Source organism: Acidithiobacillus ferridurans, assembly GCF_003966655.1.
Classification (GTDB): Bacteria; Pseudomonadota; Gammaproteobacteria; order Acidithiobacillales; family Acidithiobacillaceae; genus Acidithiobacillus; species Acidithiobacillus ferridurans.
The window spans coordinates 181,400-199,908 of record NZ_AP018795.1; the positions used below are offsets into that span (position 1 = coordinate 181,400).

The 18,509-nt window shown below is 59.8% G+C and carries 15 protein-coding genes; 11 read left to right on the forward strand and 4 right to left on the reverse strand.

Annotated elements, in window-relative coordinates; all coding sequences use genetic code 11:
* Window positions 1-127: 127 nt before the first annotated feature.
* Window positions 128-2,491 carry a TonB-dependent receptor gene (locus AFERRID_RS00850; protein ID WP_126604184.1) on the reverse strand — a complete coding sequence of 788 codons (2,364 nt, stop codon included), beginning with the start codon at window positions 2,489-2,491 and terminating at the stop codon, window positions 128-130.
* Window positions 2,492-2,721: 230 nt separating this feature from the next.
* On the reverse strand, window positions 2,722-3,672 hold the full coding sequence (locus tag AFERRID_RS00855) for a hypothetical protein (protein WP_126605651.1): 951 nt from the start codon (window positions 3,670-3,672) through the stop codon (window positions 2,722-2,724).
* A 76-nt stretch (window positions 3,673-3,748) separates the two neighbouring features.
* Here AFERRID_RS00855 and AFERRID_RS00860 point away from each other — a divergent pair, with 76 nt between their 5' ends.
* The 11 genes from AFERRID_RS00860 to AFERRID_RS00905 all read left to right on the forward strand — a co-directional run bounded on the left by AFERRID_RS00860 (window position 3,749) and on the right by AFERRID_RS00905 (window position 14,295).
* A complete protein-coding gene (locus tag AFERRID_RS00860; protein WP_113525503.1) occupies window positions 3,749-4,423 on the forward strand; it encodes a heavy metal response regulator transcription factor in 675 nt (224 codons plus the stop codon).
* Window positions 4,401-5,621 (forward strand): histidine kinase dimerization/phospho-acceptor domain-containing protein, encoded by a 1,221-nt coding sequence (locus AFERRID_RS00865; protein WP_232027666.1) that lies wholly within the window; start codon window positions 4,401-4,403, stop codon window positions 5,619-5,621. The genes AFERRID_RS00860 and AFERRID_RS00865 overlap by 23 nt, the downstream gene beginning before the upstream one ends.
* Window positions 5,594-5,842, forward strand: a complete 249-nt coding sequence (locus AFERRID_RS15355) for a sensor histidine kinase (protein ID WP_232028032.1) — start codon at window positions 5,594-5,596, stop codon at window positions 5,840-5,842. The genes AFERRID_RS00865 and AFERRID_RS15355 overlap by 28 nt, the downstream gene beginning before the upstream one ends.
* A 179-nt stretch (window positions 5,843-6,021) precedes the next feature.
* Window positions 6,022-7,326, forward strand: a complete 1,305-nt coding sequence (locus AFERRID_RS00870) for a TolC family protein (protein ID WP_126604185.1) — start codon at window positions 6,022-6,024, stop codon at window positions 7,324-7,326.
* Window positions 7,323-8,339, forward strand: coding sequence for an efflux RND transporter periplasmic adaptor subunit (locus tag AFERRID_RS00875; RefSeq protein WP_126604186.1), 1,017 nt, complete (start codon window positions 7,323-7,325; stop codon window positions 8,337-8,339). Before AFERRID_RS00870 ends, AFERRID_RS00875 begins: the two co-directional genes overlap by 4 nt.
* Entirely contained in the window at window positions 8,336-11,437 is a 3,102-nt protein-coding gene (locus AFERRID_RS00880; protein WP_225981775.1) for an efflux RND transporter permease subunit, read from the forward strand. The genes AFERRID_RS00875 and AFERRID_RS00880 overlap by 4 nt, the downstream gene beginning before the upstream one ends.
* A 37-nt stretch (window positions 11,438-11,474) precedes the next feature.
* Entirely contained in the window at window positions 11,475-11,891 is a 417-nt protein-coding gene (locus tag AFERRID_RS00885; RefSeq protein ID WP_126604187.1) for a hypothetical protein, read from the forward strand.
* Window positions 11,892-12,062: 171 nt separating this feature from the next.
* Window positions 12,063-13,112, forward strand: a complete 1,050-nt coding sequence (locus tag AFERRID_RS00890) for an EamA family transporter (RefSeq protein ID WP_113525499.1) — start codon at window positions 12,063-12,065, stop codon at window positions 13,110-13,112.
* Between the two features lie 96 nt (window positions 13,113-13,208).
* Window positions 13,209-13,502, forward strand: a complete 294-nt coding sequence (locus tag AFERRID_RS00895; protein ID WP_113525869.1) for a type II toxin-antitoxin system Phd/YefM family antitoxin — start codon at window positions 13,209-13,211, stop codon at window positions 13,500-13,502.
* Window positions 13,503-13,508: 6 nt separating this feature from the next.
* Window positions 13,509-13,940, forward strand: a complete 432-nt coding sequence (locus AFERRID_RS00900) for a putative toxin-antitoxin system toxin component, PIN family (protein WP_126604188.1) — start codon at window positions 13,509-13,511, stop codon at window positions 13,938-13,940.
* Entirely contained in the window at window positions 13,927-14,295 is a 369-nt protein-coding gene (locus AFERRID_RS00905; RefSeq protein ID WP_126604189.1) for a protoglobin domain-containing protein, read from the forward strand. Before AFERRID_RS00900 ends, AFERRID_RS00905 begins: the two co-directional genes overlap by 14 nt.
* Before the next feature lie 33 nt (window positions 14,296-14,328).
* Here AFERRID_RS00905 and AFERRID_RS00910 read toward each other — a convergent pair whose 3' ends face one another.
* Complete coding sequence (locus tag AFERRID_RS00910; RefSeq protein ID WP_126604190.1) at window positions 14,329-17,895, reverse strand: pilus assembly protein; 3,567 nt, start codon at window positions 17,893-17,895, stop codon at window positions 14,329-14,331.
* 14 nt (window positions 17,896-17,909) lie between these two features.
* Window positions 17,910-18,503, reverse strand: coding sequence for a hypothetical protein (locus AFERRID_RS00915; RefSeq protein WP_126604191.1), 594 nt, complete (start codon window positions 18,501-18,503; stop codon window positions 17,910-17,912).
* Window positions 18,504-18,509: the final 6 nt, after the last annotated feature.

Here is an 18,509-nt window from a genome sequence, read left to right on the forward strand (position 1 = left end):
CGGCAACAGCCCAAAAGGCATTAGAGAAGAATAACCATACGGTGGATCTTCTGAAAAATATCGGCAGAAAAGCCCCAGACACAACACGCTGGAACCTTCCTGCCGGAAATCACCAATAACGGCGGGCCTAGAAGTCTGCCGCAATACTTCCATATACCGTCAGCGGCGCGCCGGGCAATGCCAGCATCTGCCCGGCCGAGTTCCCACCCAGAAGCCCACCGGCGGTGATGTACTGGAACTCGTTATAACGATTATTGGCAAGATTGAGGACATCGACGCTCAGCTTGACGTCTTTCAAACCCGGAATACTCCCACGCGTGGGGATGGTGCTGTCAAAACCCAGATTCACCGTCCCATAACCCGGCATTTTCTGCCGGCTCGGGGCAGTCGTATTGTTATTGAAGATATTTTGTGCGCCGGTGTACTGATACCAGATCCGCGGCTCCAGCAACACGCCCGAGAGATAGTAGCTGTACGCCGTGCCGATATTAAAGGTGCTGCTCGGCACGTTGGATACCGGCAGCCCGTTATAACTGACGCCGCCGGTTACGTAATGGGCGAAAGTCGCCTTCTCGAAATTGAGGTTGGCAAAGACGTGCAGGTTGTAAATCGGGTCATCTTCCAATGCCATATTGACCCCCTGATAGATGGAGTCACCATTCGCGTCCCCTAGATAATTGCCGTTGGCATCGTAGAACGGAATATATTGGTTGGTATAGTGCAGATGGTAAAAACTCGCCAGCAGGAAGAAATTATGCAGGTAAGCGGCATCCCTGAAATGAATCTTTATGCCAGCATTGTAATCGGCGCTTTTTTCCAGGCTATAAATCGGTGGGGTAGCTTGATACAGACCACCACCACCGCCCACCTGCGGTTCCTTGAACGCCTGCGCATAGCTGGCAAATACCGCCAGCCATTTCATCGGCTGCCAGTTGAAATCCACCGAGGGCTCTACCTTGGTGAAGCTGTTGCTGGCGGTCGGGAGCGCGCCCTGGTTATTTTGCGGATACAGGGCATAGGCCGCGGCAAAATCCGACTGCGCGGCAGGCGTGTAACGCGTCTGATAATTGATGAAACGCACGCCCGGCGTGATATGCAGGTTCTTCATCGGACTGATCCGGTCCTGGATGAACGCGGCAAGGTCGGTCTGGTCGAAATAGTCGCTGCGATAGTGCGCGTTGGGCACAGACACCGAGCCGTAATACGGCGGGTTGGTATTGTAAAAGGCATTCCGCGAGTTATACCGGCTATTCAGGAAGAATCCACCTACGTTCACATCGTTGTAGGGCAACGCCACCGAAAACCAGAGTTTGTCGCCATACACATTGGTATGGGGGTTATTGTATTCGTACAGATTACCCGGATTGGACAGCCCGTAGTTGTTGTAGTGGAAATGCAGACGGTGGCCATTGCGGTACCAGAGCGTGTTATGCAGACCCACCATGCTGTCCAGGGCGAGGTTCAGTTTGCTATAGACCAGCCAGGTGCTGTTGCTGTCCTGTTTGAACCAGACGTTTTCCGGCAGTGAGGAATAATATCCTGACGTCGCCTGGCTATACAGCGGCGAGTTTGGCGTACCATCCATGGTCACACCGGCAATGGGGTTGAGGGGGATGGATACCGGCCGGTAGCCGGAACCTTTTGCCAGGTAGGCACCCAGTGAGAAGTCACCGTTGCTGAAGGTCTTGCGGGTTTTCAGGAACCAGGCGTAGTTATAACTGGGGTTGGTAAAACCATCCGGAGATTGCCGATAGCTGTTGCCGGAACCGGAACCACCCGCGAGGATGGTGGACCAGCCGTCTATGCTCCCGGTGCGCACGTTGAAGACGATATTCTTGGTATCGTAGCTGCCGTAGCTCATCTTGATCGAAGCACCGGCTTTACTGGTGGGCTGCAGGGGGACAAAATCGATCTGGCCGCCGATGTTGTTATACCAGCGATCCACCGGGTTTCCGGGACCATAGGTGATGCCGATACCCTGCAGAATGCCGTTCTGCGGCACCTGTGGGCTCTCCCAGAGGCCACTGGACGGATTCACCATGGGAACGCCGTCAAAGGTGACGGAAAGGCTGCCGTTGTCAATCTGGCCACCGGAGAAACCGCCCCAACCCTGCTTGATCCCGTTCACGCTGATAGAGGTCTTGGTGGAGCCGGTATATCCGTAGCCGGAAACACCGACGCCCGGCGCATAGGACAACGCCTGTGCGCTGCCGCCCATCGGACCTGCCGCCGCCAACTCATGCTTATCCAGCACTTTTATAGACTGTCCTGAATCAAAACGGGTTTTTTGACTAAGAGATTGCGCCTCACGGCTCCCCAGGGTAGAAGTCCCCTGCGCTGCGGCATTGACCTGACCCACATCGACCGAGCTGTTTTCGGCGCTTTGGGTACTGGCGGTGATGCCGTCGGCCATGACTGGCACGCTCGAAAGCAGCACTCCAGATGCCATGAGCGCAACGACGACCGGACGTAACTTCATGTTGCTACGCATATCGAAATACTCCCTTTTACTGGACGGTAGTTATGTCTTACGAGCCGGTGAACGGCACCGCGGCCCGATATGGGCGGGCTCTGTTTTTCTCGAAGAGGGGATATGCTAACGAAGCAACATGACACTAATACGACAGTTTTATGACTTTTTCATGACATTTTTGGGAGTAGTGCGCAGCCCGGGAGGGCCGCGCGACACGGATGGGGCTGGAGAGTAGAGATGATGCGGAGTTATCGCTTAGCTTTGTTACTTCTGGGTTCCGGAGTGAAATATACCCAGACCGCCAGGAAAAGAAACGCGATGACGTAGATATTGGTGGTACCCAGGACATCGCCCTTATTGGCGGTGGCGCCCGGCAGAAACGGTGCGCCCCAGCCTTCTGCCGTGGTCCAGACGCCAATGCTGTAGGCAATACCCACCGGGATCACCCAGCGCAGGCCACGGCCGATGATCAGGTAAAAAGCGATGATACTTTCGATGATCGCGGCAAAATAGCCAAAAAGCACCGGGCCCGCCCAGGTGATGACCGAGATGAAGAAGCTGATATAGGCGGCGATCCATGCCGGTTCGCCCGGCAGGGCCTGTTGCAGGTAGGTGACCGCATGGGTGAGAAAATAGGGTTGCCATTTCCAGTATGCATCGAAGGCCCAGAGTATGCCGAAGAGAATACGAGCCGTATGTATGGCGGGAGCGTAAATGGGGCGATGCGGTGCCTTGCTGAAGCTCAGGCCTTCCCAGCTTCGCGTCCAGACCACGAGTAGGAAGCAGAGCGCATAAATGATGGCGGTGCCGGGGTCGGTCGCACCCTGGGTGTAGGGACCGCCAAAACCCCCAACGGTGCTCCATAGCCAGAGGTTGTAGATCACCCCCACCCAGGCCAGTAATGGCACGCCGACTCCCGTGATCAGGGAAGCCGCAAGGATGGCGTCGAGGGCTATCGTCGCATACGCCATAGTTTGCGCGCCCAGTTGCTGGACCAGTTGCGCCATCCAGTGACCGTAGCCGGCAATCCAGGCGGGTTGCCCGGATACCCAATCGGCACTGAAGGTACCGAGAAAGTGCATACTGTAGGCGGGATCGAGTTGCAACCAGGTATTGATCAGCCAGATCAGACCGAAAAGAATACGGACAGCACCGAACGCCTGTTTACGACGCAGTTCCAATGACTGTGGTGTTTTCATCATGCCTCTGATTGTGTCATTAATAGCCCGGATATTCTTCAGGAAATCGGCAGGAAGGTCAAAAAGAATATACATCATGAAGATACTGATCATTGAAGATGAGCCCAAAACCGCCGCTTTTCTGAAAAAAGGTTTTTCAGAGGAGGGGGATATCGCAGATATCGCTGTCAATGGTGTGGACGGACAACATCTGGCGGTGACGGGGAACTACGACGTCATCGTACTCGACGTCATGCTGCCGCAGCGCGATGGCTGGTGGGTGTTACAGGAAATCCGCAGCCGACGGGCCGATCAGCCGGTCCTTCTGCTGACGGCGCTGGACGCCGTCTCCCAGCGGGTGAGGGGTCTGAAGCTCGGCGCGGATGACTATCTGATCAAGCCCTTCGCCTTTTCCGAACTGCTGGCGCGGGTGCATAACCTCCTGCGCCGCAGTAACGTACGCTCCGAAGACGTGCTCCGTTATGCCGATCTAGAGATCGATTCGTTGCGGCATAAGGTCTGGCGGGCGGGAGATACCATCAGCCTTGCCCCTCAGGAATACCGGCTATTGGCCTATCTGATGCGCTTTCCCGGCGAAGTACTGACCCGTACCCGGATCGCCGAGCAAGTCTGGGACATGAATTTTGACGGCGACAGCAATGTGGTGGATGTCGCCATCCGCAGGCTGCGCAGAAAGGTCGACGACCCCTATTCCAGCAAGCTGATTCATACCTTGCGAGGAGTCGGTTATGTCCTTGAAACACGCGACTGAAACCCTCCGCCGCGTTACCGGTTCGATAGCTGTACGCCTGACGTTTTGGTATGCATTGCTCAGCGTTGTATTGATTGCCGCCGCTGGCAGCGCCTTGTATTGGGTACTCGCGGCGCAATTACGGCACGTCGACAACCAGATTTTAGCCAGCAAGATCCATGCAGTGCATAGCGCACTAAGGCGACATACCGGGAATACAGAGGCACTACGACATGAAACGCAATTAGAGGCGAGTACGATTCGCGGCGTCTACATCTGGGTCAGCCGCCCCGCAGAAGGCGTCATCACCCGCAGCCCTTCATCCAATCCCATTCTGGAGGGGCCACGGCCTTTTGCCGGCTCTCCGGCGCCGTTACCGGAAAAAGAATGGAAATGGGCTGCGGCGAACGGCCGGCGTTATCGCATCATGGCGCGCAGCTATGCCGGCAACCCGCCTGCCACCATCTATGTGGCCATGAGCATGGCGCAGGAGGACAACTTTCTGGCAGCCTACCGGCGGGCGCTGCTGCTGGCGATCGTTCTTGCCCTGCTGGTGGCCTTGGGCGCGGGTTATCTGATCGCGCGACGGGGTATGCGCCCCGTCGCGCGGCTCGCCGAGATCGTCGACGAACTGGGTGCCGGACAGTTGCATCGGCGCGTTGCGGACGAACATTGGCCGAACGAGTTGCGTACCCTGGCAGCAAACTTCGACCGCCTGCTGGGCCGGCTGGAGACATCCTTCAACCGCATATCGCGGTTTTCCGCAGATGTCGCCCATGAACTGCGCACACCTCTGCACATCCTGCGCGGCGAGGCGGAAATCACCCTTTCCAGGCAACGTAGTCCGGCAGAATACCAGGCATGCATCGAGTCAGCCATGGAGGAGTACGGGCGCCTGTCAGGGATGGTGGATGCCCTCCTCTTTCTCGCCCGCGCGGAGCAGTCTGATGCCCGTCTCGACAAGCCCGTGCTGGATGTTCGGGAGGAGGCGGCAGCGGTCTGCGCCTTTTATCAGGCGATGGCCGACGAGTTGGGGGTTGCGCTGATCAACAGGGCCATTGGGTCGGTAGCGGCGAATCCCGGACTGTTGCGGCGCGCCCTCGGCAACCTGCTCGGCAACGCGCTGCGCCATACCCCCGCGGGGGGCAGGTCAGTATCTGGACCACCATTCAGCCTTCGCTACTGCAGATCATCGTCAGTGATAGCGGTTCCGGGATAGCGCCCGAAGATCTGCCCCATGTGTTGGACCGCTTTTATTGTGCGGATACGGCGCGACTGCGTCAGGGTCAGGGCACCGGGCTGGGGCTCGCCATCGTGCGCTCCATCATGCATTTGCACGGCGGCGAAATTGCACTGCAGAGTGAATTGGGGAGGGGCACCACTGTCACTTTATCTTTCCCGATTATCACAACGGAAACTCTGGCATCGCACCAAAGATGACGACTTCGTCAGGTTGCAGTAATCTTCCGGTTTCCTGCTTTTGCGATAATGCGCTAATGGCCGCAGCAGCTATGGCGGTATTTAATCCTGTGCGGAGATAAAATTGTAGTGGCCGATTATCGGAAATCCCCGGAAAAGCATCGAAATAATCCCGCGTTTTTCACCATAAAGGTCCGTGCATGACGCACAAAGCCGCAACGCGGCGGATAGCGACTGCGCTCGGAATCGGCGCCTGTCTGTTCTCGGGTACCGCCTCGGCTGACGATCTGACGTTACAGAGTGCCATTCAGCGCGCACTGGTCAATCAGGCGGTGTTGCAGCAGGCGCAGCACATGATCGCGGAGAGCGAGGATCAGGTTCGTGCGGCCCATGCCGATCTGTTGCCCGCCCTCTCGCTGAGTACTGGAGGCATCTGGACCCAAACCCAGAACGGCCAGCCGCGCTTTGTCAGTGCCAATGGCGCACGGGAGTTGATTGGACAGGTCCGCCTGCAGATCCCACTGTATGCGCCACAAGCCTATGCCTTGTCGGCGTTGGCACGCGACCGCTCGGCCATCGCCCGTTACCGCCTGCAGCAGGCACGGCTTGCGGTCGCAGCGCAGGTGACCATGGCATATTACCAACTGGCGCTGGACGATAACGAACTAGCCGTGTGGCGCAGGGCGCTGACGGACGCGCGCCAGATGTTCGTGGCGACACAAGAGGGCTACCGTGCGGGGACCCGCTCCCGCCTGGATTTGAGTCAATCCAGATTGACCCTGGTGCGTATCCGGATGGGGCTTGATCAGGCGCGACCGCGGGCGCAGGCGGCGCGTCAGGTGCTCGCACTGCAGACGGGCTACGGGATGGCGGCGCTGCCCGCACTGGCGCCCGTGGCCGAGCCACTCACTGCTTTGCCAGGGTCAAAAATGCTCCGCCAGCAAGCCGACCAATCGCAGCCACTGTTGCGCGTCGCCGAAGGAGAAATTCAATCGGCACGGTCGCTGTTGCACTATCGGCGGGCGGCGCGACTGCCGGTCATCGCCGCCACCGGTGCCTATGGGGTGGACACCTCGACACTGCCGCAAAGCCAGCAGTTGGGCTGGCAGGCGATCCTTAGCCTGCAGGTGCCCATTTTTGGCTTTGGCCGCAACCGGGATCTGGTCGCCGCGGCGCAGGAGCAGGTGGCCGCCATGCAGGCCGCCAAGGCGGCGCTGCAACTGCAGATTCGCAGTCGTCTGGCGGCCGATTACGGGGCGGCACAGGCGGCAGCAAACGCCTTGCAGGATGCGCGGACGCTGGAACAGACCGCACGGACGGTCTATACCATGACCCGTAAGGGCTACCTCGCCGGTGCGGAAAGCGCACTGGCGTTACAACAAGCGGAGAACGGCTGGGTTCAGGCCCAGTTGCAAACCGCCGGCGCCGCCATCCGCGCCCGCCTGACACGTGCGCAACTGGCATTGGATAGCGGCTTGTTGCCCGACCAAAGGAAGCCGTCATGACTCCCCACAAACGCTCCATGATCCACATTTCTCCGCGCTGGTCCGCAATCGTCGGCCTCGGGATGCTACTCTGGCTGGCCGGCGTGGACGCGGCTTGGGCACTGCCGGTACGCCTGGCCGTTGTCGCCGCCGCGCCTGCCCAGCAGGAGAACACCGTACTCGCCACCGTCGAGAGCAACGGTCAAGTGACCCTGACCGCCACAGTGACCGGCCGGGTGCTCGGCCCGCTGCTGCCGGCTGGACAAATCCCTGCCGGGGCTCTGGTGGCGCATATCGCGCCGCCCGGCCTGCAGGCGACTATCAGCGCCGCCCGGGCGCGGGTCGCTTTCAGCCGCAGCCAGTGGTTCCGTAACCGGAAACTCTATGCCGATGGGGTCCTCTCCCGGCAGGATGTGGAGCAGGCGAAACTGGCGCTGGACGAATCCCGGTCCGCCCTCCGCGTCTTGCAGGCGCAATCGAACCAGCAGCAACTGACCGCCCCCTTCGCCGGGAGCCTGCACTATCTGGTGCCCGCCGGCGCGGTGGTCAACGCTGGCCAGCCCATCGCCACTCTCGCCGGCCGCGGAGCGCCCTGGGCGCGCGCCTACGTTACGCCTGCCGTGGCGCAGGGGCTGCGGATAGGAACGGTAGTAGGGCTTGATGGCAGCAACTGGCGGGGGCACGGCAAGATTCGCTCCGTCGGACAAAGCGCACGGCATCTGGGCCTGGTGCCCGTCTACATCGACCTGCCCACCGGCAGCTCGTTATTGCCCGGCGAGTGGCTGCAGGTGCGGCTGCCGTCGCCGGGGACGACGGCCTTCGTTCTGCCGACGGCCAGCATCGTCATGCGTGGCGCCCGCACCGAGGTATTCGCCGTTCGCCACGGGCGGGCGGTCGTGGTGCCCGTTCACATCGTCGCCAGCCGCGGCGATCGCACCTGGGTCAGCGGTGATCTCCGGGTCGGGGAACCCGTCGTACGCTCCGGCAACGCCCGCCTCGTCGGCGGCACCCCCGTGCAGGTCCAGAAACCATGAAGCGTTATCTGGAGTTCCTCTGGGAAAATCGCTCCAGCGTCATCCTCGCTGCCCTGTTTCTGCTGGCAGCCGGCTGGTTCGCCTTAAAAAGCCTGCCGGAAAGCGTATTTCCCAATGTCGATTTCCCGCGCGTGGCGGTGCTGGTCAACGACGGCAGTCTGCCGGTCAAATTCATGGAAGTCGAGATCACCCGACCGCTGGAGGCGCTGGCCAAGGGTCAGCCGGGCGTCCGGCTGGTGCGCTCGCAGACCGGTAATGGACTCACCAAGCTCAATGTCTACTTCAACCCCGGCGTCAATCCGCAGACCGCTTATCTCATGCTGCAGGCCCGCCTCTCTCAGGTTCGCCTACCCGTCGGCGCGCAGATGCGGGTGACGCGCATGGCGCCTTACACCTACCCCTTCGCCGAGTATGCACTGGTGTCCAATCGGCAGGACAGCTCGGCGATGATGCCGACTTTCGCCTTCCAGGTTCGCCCTGCCCTGCTGGCGATTCCCGGCGTCTATCAGGTGCAGGGCACCGGCCGCGGTTGGCCGCAGGTGCATATCGATCTGAACCCGGTGCGCCTGGCGCAATATCACCTGACGGCACAGCAGGTGATCGACACCCTCCGCCTCGCCCAGGGGCCTTTTTTCTCCGGCATTCTGCACGCCTATCACCAGCAATTTATCGTCGCCACCACACCACGGCCGGTGGACACGGGGCATCTAGCCGCCCTCACCCTGCCCCTCGGCCCGGCCAATGCCGAAGGCATCCGCGCCCCGCTGGCATTGGGCGCGCTGGGACAGGTGCGGGTCGGTCCACCGCCCTTGCTCACCGACGCCGCCGTTCCCGGCTATCGCCATGCCCTGATCATCGATGTGCTGTCCCAATCGCGGGCCAACGACGTGAATGTCGCCCGTGCCGTTCAAAGCCGACTGGCAACCTTGCGAGCGCACCTGCCACCGGGTGTACAACTGGTACCGATCTACGACTTGAGCCATCTGATCAGCAGCAGCCTGCGCGATGTCTGGATCGCCCTCGGGCTCGGCAGTCTGATCGCCTGGCTGGTGGTCCTGGCGTTTCTGGGTCGTTTCGATGGGGCACTGGCAACCCTGGTGGTCGTCCCGCTGGCCCTGGCGGCCACTTTTCTGGTGCTGCATGCGCTGGGGTACGGACTCAACATCATGACCCTCGGCGGTTTGACGGCAGCGATTGGCGCACTGGTGGATCATGCCATCGTGGTGGTCGAACGCGGACTCCACGGTCTGCACGGCGAACGCTCGGCGCGACGACGATTAGCCTTACGTCGCGCCGCCGAAATTCTGCCACTGATGACCCTGGCCACCCTCACCTCCTGCCTGATCTTTCTGCCGCTGATTTTTTTGTCCGGCACGCTGGGACTCCTGTTTCGGCATATGGCGCTGGCCATCGTCATTGCGCTGCTGACGTCGCAAATCGTCGCCCTGCTGGTGACGCCAGTATTGGCCGCATGGCTCGCCGGGCGTCCGCAGCAGAACCGGCGAAACCGTGCAGAACGTTGGTTACGCCGACATTTCAGCCGCTGGCTGATCTTCGGCATGCGCCGCCCGTGGTGGGCCATTCCGGTGGTCCTGCTCCTCGCGGGCGCGGGATGGTTGGCGCTGACCACCTTGCCCACCGCTTTCCTGCCTCATTGGGACGAGGGCGTGATCTCGGTGCCCTTTCGTACCCCCGTCGGCAGCAGCGTGGCGGAAACCACCCGCGTGGGACGGGATTTCATGCGGGTGGCGCTGGAGAACCCCAATGTGGAGCGGGCATCGTTGATGGTCGGGCGCGGCTTCCAGTTCCTCCATGCGCCAGCCAACAAAGGGGCTATCGCCATTGTCCTCAAGCCCAATCACGCGCAGAGCACCGAGGCGGTGATGCGTACGTTGCATGTACAGTTCCGTCAGATGGCTCCCAATCTGCTCTCCTTGACGCTCCACCAAACGATGATTGTACGCCTGGGTAATCTCTCCGGTGCCCACGCGCCGCTGGTGGTGTACCTCTTCGGCTCGGATTCCACCACCTTGCGTGCCCAGGGCGCGCGTCTGGCGGCCGCATTGCGCCAGAGCCACGCCTTTGAGTCCGTGAACTTCAAGTCGCCTTCCGCTGGTCCGGAGTTGGAGATCACCCCGTCGCCACTCGCCGCGATCTATGGCATTACCCCACCGGAGCTAGCCGGCCAGGTCAAGGCGCGTTTCTGGGGGCGGCAGGCGGGTTTCCTCCTGCACGGCGAGCAGATTCTGCCGATTCGCGTCAGCCTCGCCGGTCACGATTTCACCCCGCGCGCGATGGACAGCCTCCCCATTCGCCTGCCGGACGGAAGCTTTACTCCGCTTGCGAGCATCGCCGGCGTACATGTGCAGGGCGCGATACCTTTCGTGACCCATCAAAATCTGGTGCCTGACGCCTATGTCTGGCTGCAGCCGAAGCCCGGTGAGGGGTTGGCGCAGGCCGCCGACAAGGCGCGCGCGGTGGTGGCGGGCCTGCATCTGCCGACAAATGTGACGACCCTGCTCGGCGGCTACTATCGCCAGCAGTCCCAGAGCTTTCAGCAGATGGCGCTGATTCTCGGAGGGGCGCTAGCCTTGCTCCTGATCTTGCTCGGCTTTCAGTTCAGCAGTCAGCGCGCCGCCATCTCCGCACTGTTGGCCATCGCGCTGGCGGCACCGGGGGCGCTGCTGGCGCTGCTGCTGCTCGGCATCGATCTCGACAGCACCGCCTTCCTCGGGGTGCTGCTGGTCTTTGCCATTGCCGTCAATAATGTGATTCTGATTTTCGCCCGCGCCCGGCAACTCGGTGGCCCGCAACCGCGCCCCGCCATGGTCGCCCTCGCCGCCCGCCAGCGCCTGCGCCCCATCCTGATGACCATGCTCGCCGATGTCTTCGGCTTTCTGCCGCTGGCCATCGGCATCGGCCACGGCACCGACCTGCTCAAGCCCCTCGCGGTAGCGGTCATGGGTGGCTTGCTGCTGTCCGTGTTCATGTCTTTGTGGCTGGCGCCGGTACTCTATGCCGCATGGCCCGTCAGGCCCCCGCTGTCGGACCCGGATCAGCGGACCGGTTTCCTTGCAGAAAAGGGCAATAGAAACTAATATTCTGATGGCGTTGATAATGCACTGGAGGTGCAAAATGTTAAAAAAATCATTTTTCATTCCGATCTTGGGAGCTGTCCTGTGTCTGCCGGCCGGGGTTGCCCTCGCAGCAGATGCAGCCCCTGCTGCCGGGCAGGTTCAAAACCAGATGATGTATGGTAGTCAGTTGATGACCCCCAAGGAGCGTGTGGAGTATCGCGCTAAATTGCGTGCGGCCAAGACGATCCAGGAACGCGAACGGATACGTCAGGAACACCACGAAGAGATGATGGAACTGGCCAAGAAAAGAGGGGTAACCTTACCCGCCGTACCGCCCGTAGGCGGCGCCGGCATGGGTCCCGGCCGTATGAATGGCGGCGCCGGTATGGGTGGCGGCGCGGCGGGCATGGGCCCTGGTACCGGAATGATGGGAGCCGGGGCGGGCGCTGGAATGGGTGGCGGTCCGCGGCGTTAGGGCGCAGCACGCCTCTGCGCGGAAAGCGAAGTCCCGGGCAACAGGTTCGTTCCTCGGCTCCACAGGCCGGGAGCAGCCAGCGCAAACGCGCCTTCCCGTCGGTAGCGCGTGGGTTACGTATTAACGATGAATCCAGGGCGTAAACTGCCCAGCCCCAACGACAGGACTCCCATGCCACGCCTCCATACCCTGCAGCGGCCTGGCATTCAGGCCGCTCTTCTGTCGGCACTGCTTTTCGGCGCAAGCACACCGCTAGCGAAGGTCCTGCTGGCGTCGGTGAGTCCGTGGATGCTGGCTGGACTCCTCTATCTGGGCTCAGGTCTGGGCCTGACGCTCTACCGCTGGTTGCGACGTGCCGAATCCGTGCGGCTAACGCGCCGAGATGCCTTCTGGTTTGCCGCTTCGGTGCTGTCCGGGGGGATCGTGGCGCCGGTGCTGTTCATGATCGGTTTGCGAGGTGCTGCGGCATCGACGGCATCCCTGTTGTTGAATGCGGAAACCGTGTTTACGACGCTGCTCGCGTGGTGGGTGTTCAGGGAAAGTTTTGACCGACGCATTGCCTGGGGTATGGCGGCAATCGTGCTGGGGATGGTCCTCCTCAGTTGGCCTGGGCAGGTGCATCTTGATCATCTCTGGTCCGCTGCCGCCATCATCGGCGCCTGCTTCGCCTGGGGTGTGGATAACAATCTGACTCGCAAGGTATCCCTGACGGATACGACCTGGATCGCCGCCAATAAGGGCTGGGTGGCGGGCGGCGTCAATCTCGGCCTGGCTCTGCTGCTCGGTGACCATCTGCCCGCCCTGCCCGACGTGGCGGCGGCAATGTTGCTCGGATTTTTCGCCTATGGCGTCAGCCTCGCCCTTTTCGTGGTCGGCCTGCGCCATCTCGGCAGTGCGCGGACCGGAGCGTATTTTTCCAGCGCGCCCTTTGTCGGTGCCGTACTCAGCGTGATGCTCGGGGCTCCGGTCAGCCCGCTCCTGGTGATTGCCGGGGCGCTGATGGGCTGGGGTATCTGGATGCATCTCACCGAGCGTCACGAACATACCCATACCCATACCTTTATGGAACATGATCATACCCATGTGCATGGAGCACATCACCAGCACACCCATGCGTTTCCGGTGGCGCCGGGAGTTCGTCATCGCCACCCGCACCAGCACGAGGCGCTGACCCACAACCACGCCCACACACCAGACATGCACCATCTGCATGACCATTAACTGAATCAGGTAATGCGGTGGCACAGATACGATGCCGGATTGATCTTGGCATGGCACGAGACCATAATGATCATTATGGTTAATGAAGGTGATGCCATGATTACGGAAACCAACGCGGTCAATTTTCGCCAGAACCTGGGAGAAATGCTCAACCAGGTGCAGTATCGCCACGACAGCGTGATGATCAACAAAGATGGGAAACCCGTTGCCGTGCTCATCGATGCACGTCTTTTCGAGCGCATTCGCCGGATGCAGGGTCGCTTTGATGCGCTGTGCCAAAGGATCGAAGCGGGATTTTCGCAAGTACCCGAATCTACAGGGATAGCGGAGATCGACGCGGCCGTCGCTCAAGAACGGCGGGAATCGTCCATTTCCGCTGAGGGTCACTAACCGTTCATGGCGGCATTGCGGGTGGTGCTGGACACCAACGTGCTGCTTTCCGGCATAGCATACCCGGCCAGCGTGCCGGGCAAGATCCTGACCGCGTGGCGACATGCTTCCATTGAGGTACTGCTATCAGACTATATCCTTGATGAACTGCGCCGGGTACTGCCCCGTCTGGTGCACCGCCATGGGCTGACGGTGGCTGAGATGGGCGATCTGGTAGACATTCTGGCCATCCAAGCAGAACTGATCGCACCATGGCCTGGGTTGGACCCGCACTTGCGCGACGACAAGGATCAACCGGTGCTGCACACTCTGCAGGCTGCTCTCAAGACGTCTGGTGCTGACTACCTCATCACGGGAGACAAAGACCTTCTGGTGTTGGCTGATCGATATCCTATAATCAGCCCAATGGAATTCTGGCGGACGCATGGGGGAGTGTAACTCCGTAACCGGCGATGTTCAGAGCCTCATCAACATCAGCGGTTTTCCCCCGGAGGACGAGAAGCATCTTTGCCAGCTCTCCCAACACCTAGCGCCGCGCATACCGGCACTCACAGACCGTTTCTATGAACGGCTATTGGCCGACGAACGCACCCGCATCCATGAAGAAATCGAAGCCGCCGCCCAGACGGAGGGTTATACCATCGGGACCTGTACCAGGGTGCTGATGCACCTGCTGGATATTTGTCAATATTTGATCGATTCGGCCTACGAAGCCGAACGCATGCGACGGCTGACAGCCGCTACCGGAATGCGCCCGGCCCTGTTGGAGAATCTCATCAACCTGCGGAACTAAGTCTCCACGGAGACCGAAACGAGCATCGGAACCTCACTGAATAATACTCCGCCATCCCACGGGTGAGAGAGGGGGCGGTGCCAAGGTGAATGGCGTGATGGTACCATTACCCAAGGGTATCAGCAGGTGATTGCCGGATTGCGTGGGTGCCCCCGCATATTGGTTGCCCAGCGAGACGCCGGAAACATTAGCGCCACCTGACGTGAGTGGGTTGCTGAGGTTGTTGTTGACGAAAAATTGGGGCTGTCCAAAGGTGGTGCCTTCCGCATAGTTGAGAATCATCAGGTAGCTCTGACCGGTGCCTCCGCAGGTGGCCGTGTTTGGCGCATACAGCGTAAAGATCAGCCGGTTGAGATTCAAATCCATGTTGGTAATGGAGCGCAGACCCACCGGAATGTTTCCGCTCCCCGCATCGGTGAGGGGGAGATACCAACCGTCCTGTGAAGCCCAGTTGATCAGATTGCTGGTATTGGCCGCAGCCACGATAACCTTCTGGCCGTTAGTGGCCGTGGCGCCAGTGATACCCCGTGCCTGTAGCTGGCTTTGGGTGATGGTGGTACCTGATCCGTTGTCGAGAACGGCGTAAATGGATTGCACATTGGTATTGGTCAGATCACTGGTGGTCAGTAGCTGGCCCGTGCCAAAGGTCACAAAGTTGCCGGGAGGTGCCCCCCGAGGACTGGCTGTGACTGTCGGTTGTGTGGTAATGGGCTGCGGCACCGTGGTGGTTGTGGTCACCCCGGTGCTGCTGGTGGTGGTTTGTGTGGTCGTCGCATGAAAAAGTACAGATACTGCAGGCGGTTGGGTACCCGAGCTAGTGCTAGTGGTCGGGTTTAACAATTGTTGCACGTTGATGCGCCAGAGGTTGCCCTGCAGATCACCTGCGTAGACTGTGCCAGCGACGAAGCCATTACCGGAACTGGCAACCGCAGGGGTCGATAAGCCATCCGGATAACTGGCACTGCAATAGCTGGCTTCACTAGCGGGCAGGTAACTACAGAGGTCGACGGATTGAATGAGCGTGCCGGTCTGCGCGTTGACGATGAACAGGTAAGGCCACCCCGCCGGGCTGTTGTAGCCCGAGCCAAAAATCGCCGCCCAGGTGGGCGTGCCGTTGTCATCCACCTCAGCGATCTGCGGCTGACTGTAGGTGAGCCCCAAATCCGGGTTGGTAAACTCCCACATCACATCCGAAGCGGAGAAACTGGTGGGATCGGTGACATTGAGGGCGTAGATACTGTCGCCACCACTGTCCAGGCCGCCGACCAGCACGCTGTTCCAGGGAGTTGTGCCGCCGGAAAACTGGATATCCGCTTCCGTTGGGCTGCCATCCACGTAGTATTGGTGGGTGTAATTCAGTTGAGGGAGCTGCGCCAGATTGGGATAAACCCCATTGGGCACGAAGCTGAAGACCGGCGCGCCGGTAAGGGCATTGAAACCGTACAACATGCCGCCGTTGGAACCCACATAGACCATCGGCGTGCGAGTGGCGTGTGCGGTGACGAAGTTCTGATAGGAAGGCTCCAGGCTGCCATCATTCGGTGGCCCTACATAGAGCGGCGTACTGTCCACAATGTCGGCAAGCAGGGCTGACGGTGTGCGGAAGACGCCGCCGCTGGTGTTGCCGTTCAGCAGCCATTGCATGATGGCTTGACCATATGCGGCAGCACTTCCAAAGCTGGCTTGTTGGCTGCCGGAGAGCGTGCTGTAGTAGCCCTGGTCCAGGTCTGTTTGCTGGGTAGAAGATAAAGAATTCCAGGTAAAGGGAATGCCGCATGCGGTTGTTTTGGTGCAGGCCGGGTTCCAGCTAAAGACATTAGGTGCCGACCCGTTTTGCAGACTGCCGCTGGTTATGGTACCGCCGGGGTTGGCGCCCACGGCTTGCCACGAAATGGTCGGGGAGTTGGGGGTGCTCAACACACTGCTCAGGGTTTCCGCCTTGAGGTTGCCGATCCAGACCTTGGTGGTATAGCTGGCCTGATAAACCAAGTTGGCTCCCGCTTGACTGGACGAGTTCAGCGCCACGCCGGTGGTACTCTGGTTGGCCTCAATGGCTTGCAGGATGGCGGTCAGGGACTGCGCCACGGCGGCAGGGCTGGTGGCGGCTATCGCCTTCTGCGTGCCGCCGGCAATGGCCATGGCGTTGAGCGTCGCATAGGCCGTTGGGTTCAAGCTGGGGTCCACACCGGCACCCATGCCCACCACGTAGGTATCTATCCCCGCCTGCTGTAGTGTCGTAATGGCGGCGATGGTGTCGGTAAGGGCCTGGTCATTCGTGGTGTTCACGGTGCCGTTTTGGTTGAAAGTGGCCGTCACCCCATATCCGGCCGCCGCAGCGCTGCCTAGTGGCGGCCAAAGCCCGCCCTGGTTGTCAACAGTCGGTAAACCGTCAGTGACCAGAATGACATATTTCTTGGATGTACACGTACTGGATGGTAACGCAGGCCCCGAAGTGCCCATGAGGTAGTCATAGGCGCTGGCTAAGGTTCCAGCCATTGTTGCATTAATAGCATCTGCTTTTATTTCGGAGCTATTTGTATTGGTTTCTGGGGCAAGTTGCGCGGCGAAAAGCTGGCCTTGCGTCGCAGTAGACTTTTGGATGGATATGGGTAATGACCCTGAATTGGTTATATTGTTGTCATACCCGAATCCTCTTTCGGAATACCAGACCTGCGGGGAATAAGGCACGTATCCGGCATTGGTAGGAGAGGTACCAAAGGCACCGGGAACTGTGCTCTTGTTGTAATTCTCAAGGATGGTCCCGTTGTTGTAATTCGACAGGGTATAGCCCGTGTAGGGAGAGGTCGGGTGCGGTCCCGCATAGGTGATAAAGTTGGACGGCAACCTTCTCGAAGCATAAAGCACATCGTTGATATCCGGCTCGTCACTGGTGTCCTGTATGTATAACCATGGATCGCTAAAACTTCCGCTAACGCCTATCCTGGTGAAATAGGCATGAATATCTTGGCAGGATGTGGTCGCCTGCGTGTTCGGATAATAGCAAGGGTTGGGCACCGACTGCAGCGGCACGGTCAGTCCGTCCTTCGTTTGGGTGGGGGCTGTGGAAGAGGTCCCAAATGCAAAGCCATCCGGACCGCTCATGTAATAAACCCATGTAGTGTATTTGCTGGGAGTCCCCTTCACGCCATAATCCATGAGTCCGAAATCCATCACCCCGTTCCACTGATTATAAGCCTGCTGGATAGCCTCTTTGGCTACGTTCAGACGGCTGGCCGAGTTATCTGTGCCATTGACGGTATAAGGCGCGCTGCCGCTCGTGGTGCCACTTACCGGCGCGGTGAACCCGGCAGGCACCGTATAATTCGCCGGACTGGAGGAGTTCAGATCAACTGGATTGCCGTTGTCCGTCGCCGTTCCCGACCCCGTCATGATAGCGCCTGCCAGATTCCCGTCCATGGACTGTGAATTGTCCAGTACGAACAACACCTGTGGTGCGCCATATTGCACACTGATCAGCGGAATGGAGGATATCGGCAACGTCGGAGGGAGCGTGGCTGCACCGGCCAGTGCGAATGGAGAGAAGGCGAGGGCCGCACCCAGCCAAAGTGGATAGTGCCGTGTTCTGGGACCGTGGCGCATGGTTCTTCTCCCTATTATCGGGGCTGCGGTATCCGATAAAGAATTTGTGTGACGGCGGAGATCCCGTTCGCGGGATTATTTGGGTTGTTGGTGGTGAGCGCGGAGATGCGATAGTAATAGCAGGTGCACATATTGGTCGGGGCTTGCGTGCTGGAGCATCCGGATATGGTGCATAAGCCCTGCCCATAGTATTCCATGACCCACTTCACGGTGGCGCCGGGGAAACTGGATGCCAGCGGTGCGACCACACTTGGATTGACTGTGGCGGCGGTATTCCATACCGAACTGGTCGCTGCTACCTGGGCTGCTGTAAGGGGGGCTGTGCAGCCAACGGAACCATTAACACAGGCATCGTTATAAAAATAAGCGGGTGCCGTGCCGGTAGGCGTGCCGGGCGGAAAAGAAATATTGGCATTGCCCCAATTCATCGCGTCCTGTGTGGCCAAGGAGTCTAGATGCTGGGCTACGTTTCGGGCCGTCTCATTAAAAGTGAGGCGCGCAGTCTGGCTGCCGTATTCCAGTGCCGCATAGCCTAATATGGCCAGAATCACCAGCACGATGACGGCCGTCAGTAAGGCTTGCCCGGATTCGTTATGTGTTTCTTGCATCCCAGC

Coding starts and splice junctions, on each gene's coding strand:
- AFERRID_RS00850 (WP_126604184.1), bottom strand. CDS start 2,491: ATGCGTAGCAACATGAAGTTACGTCCGGTCGTCGTTGCGCTCATGGCA.
- AFERRID_RS00855 (WP_126605651.1), bottom strand. CDS start 3,672: ATGAAAACACCACAGTCATTGGAACTGCGTCGTAAACAGGCGTTCGGT.
- AFERRID_RS00860 (WP_113525503.1), top strand. CDS start 3,749: ATGAAGATACTGATCATTGAAGATGAGCCCAAAACCGCCGCTTTTCTG.
- AFERRID_RS00865 (WP_232027666.1), top strand. CDS start 4,401: ATGTCCTTGAAACACGCGACTGAAACCCTCCGCCGCGTTACCGGTTCG.
- AFERRID_RS00870 (WP_126604185.1), top strand. CDS start 6,022: ATGACGCACAAAGCCGCAACGCGGCGGATAGCGACTGCGCTCGGAATC.
- AFERRID_RS00875 (WP_126604186.1), top strand. CDS start 7,323: ATGACTCCCCACAAACGCTCCATGATCCACATTTCTCCGCGCTGGTCC.
- AFERRID_RS00880 (WP_225981775.1), top strand. CDS start 8,336: ATGAAGCGTTATCTGGAGTTCCTCTGGGAAAATCGCTCCAGCGTCATC.
- AFERRID_RS00885 (WP_126604187.1), top strand. CDS start 11,475: ATGTTAAAAAAATCATTTTTCATTCCGATCTTGGGAGCTGTCCTGTGT.
- AFERRID_RS00890 (WP_113525499.1), top strand. CDS start 12,063: ATGCCACGCCTCCATACCCTGCAGCGGCCTGGCATTCAGGCCGCTCTT.
- AFERRID_RS00895 (WP_113525869.1), top strand. CDS start 13,209: ATGATTACGGAAACCAACGCGGTCAATTTTCGCCAGAACCTGGGAGAA.
- AFERRID_RS00900 (WP_126604188.1), top strand. CDS start 13,509: ATGGCGGCATTGCGGGTGGTGCTGGACACCAACGTGCTGCTTTCCGGC.
- AFERRID_RS00905 (WP_126604189.1), top strand. CDS start 13,927: ATGGGGGAGTGTAACTCCGTAACCGGCGATGTTCAGAGCCTCATCAAC.
- AFERRID_RS00910 (WP_126604190.1), bottom strand. CDS start 17,895: ATGCGCCACGGTCCCAGAACACGGCACTATCCACTTTGGCTGGGTGCG.
- AFERRID_RS00915 (WP_126604191.1), bottom strand. CDS start 18,503: ATGCAAGAAACACATAACGAATCCGGGCAAGCCTTACTGACGGCCGTC.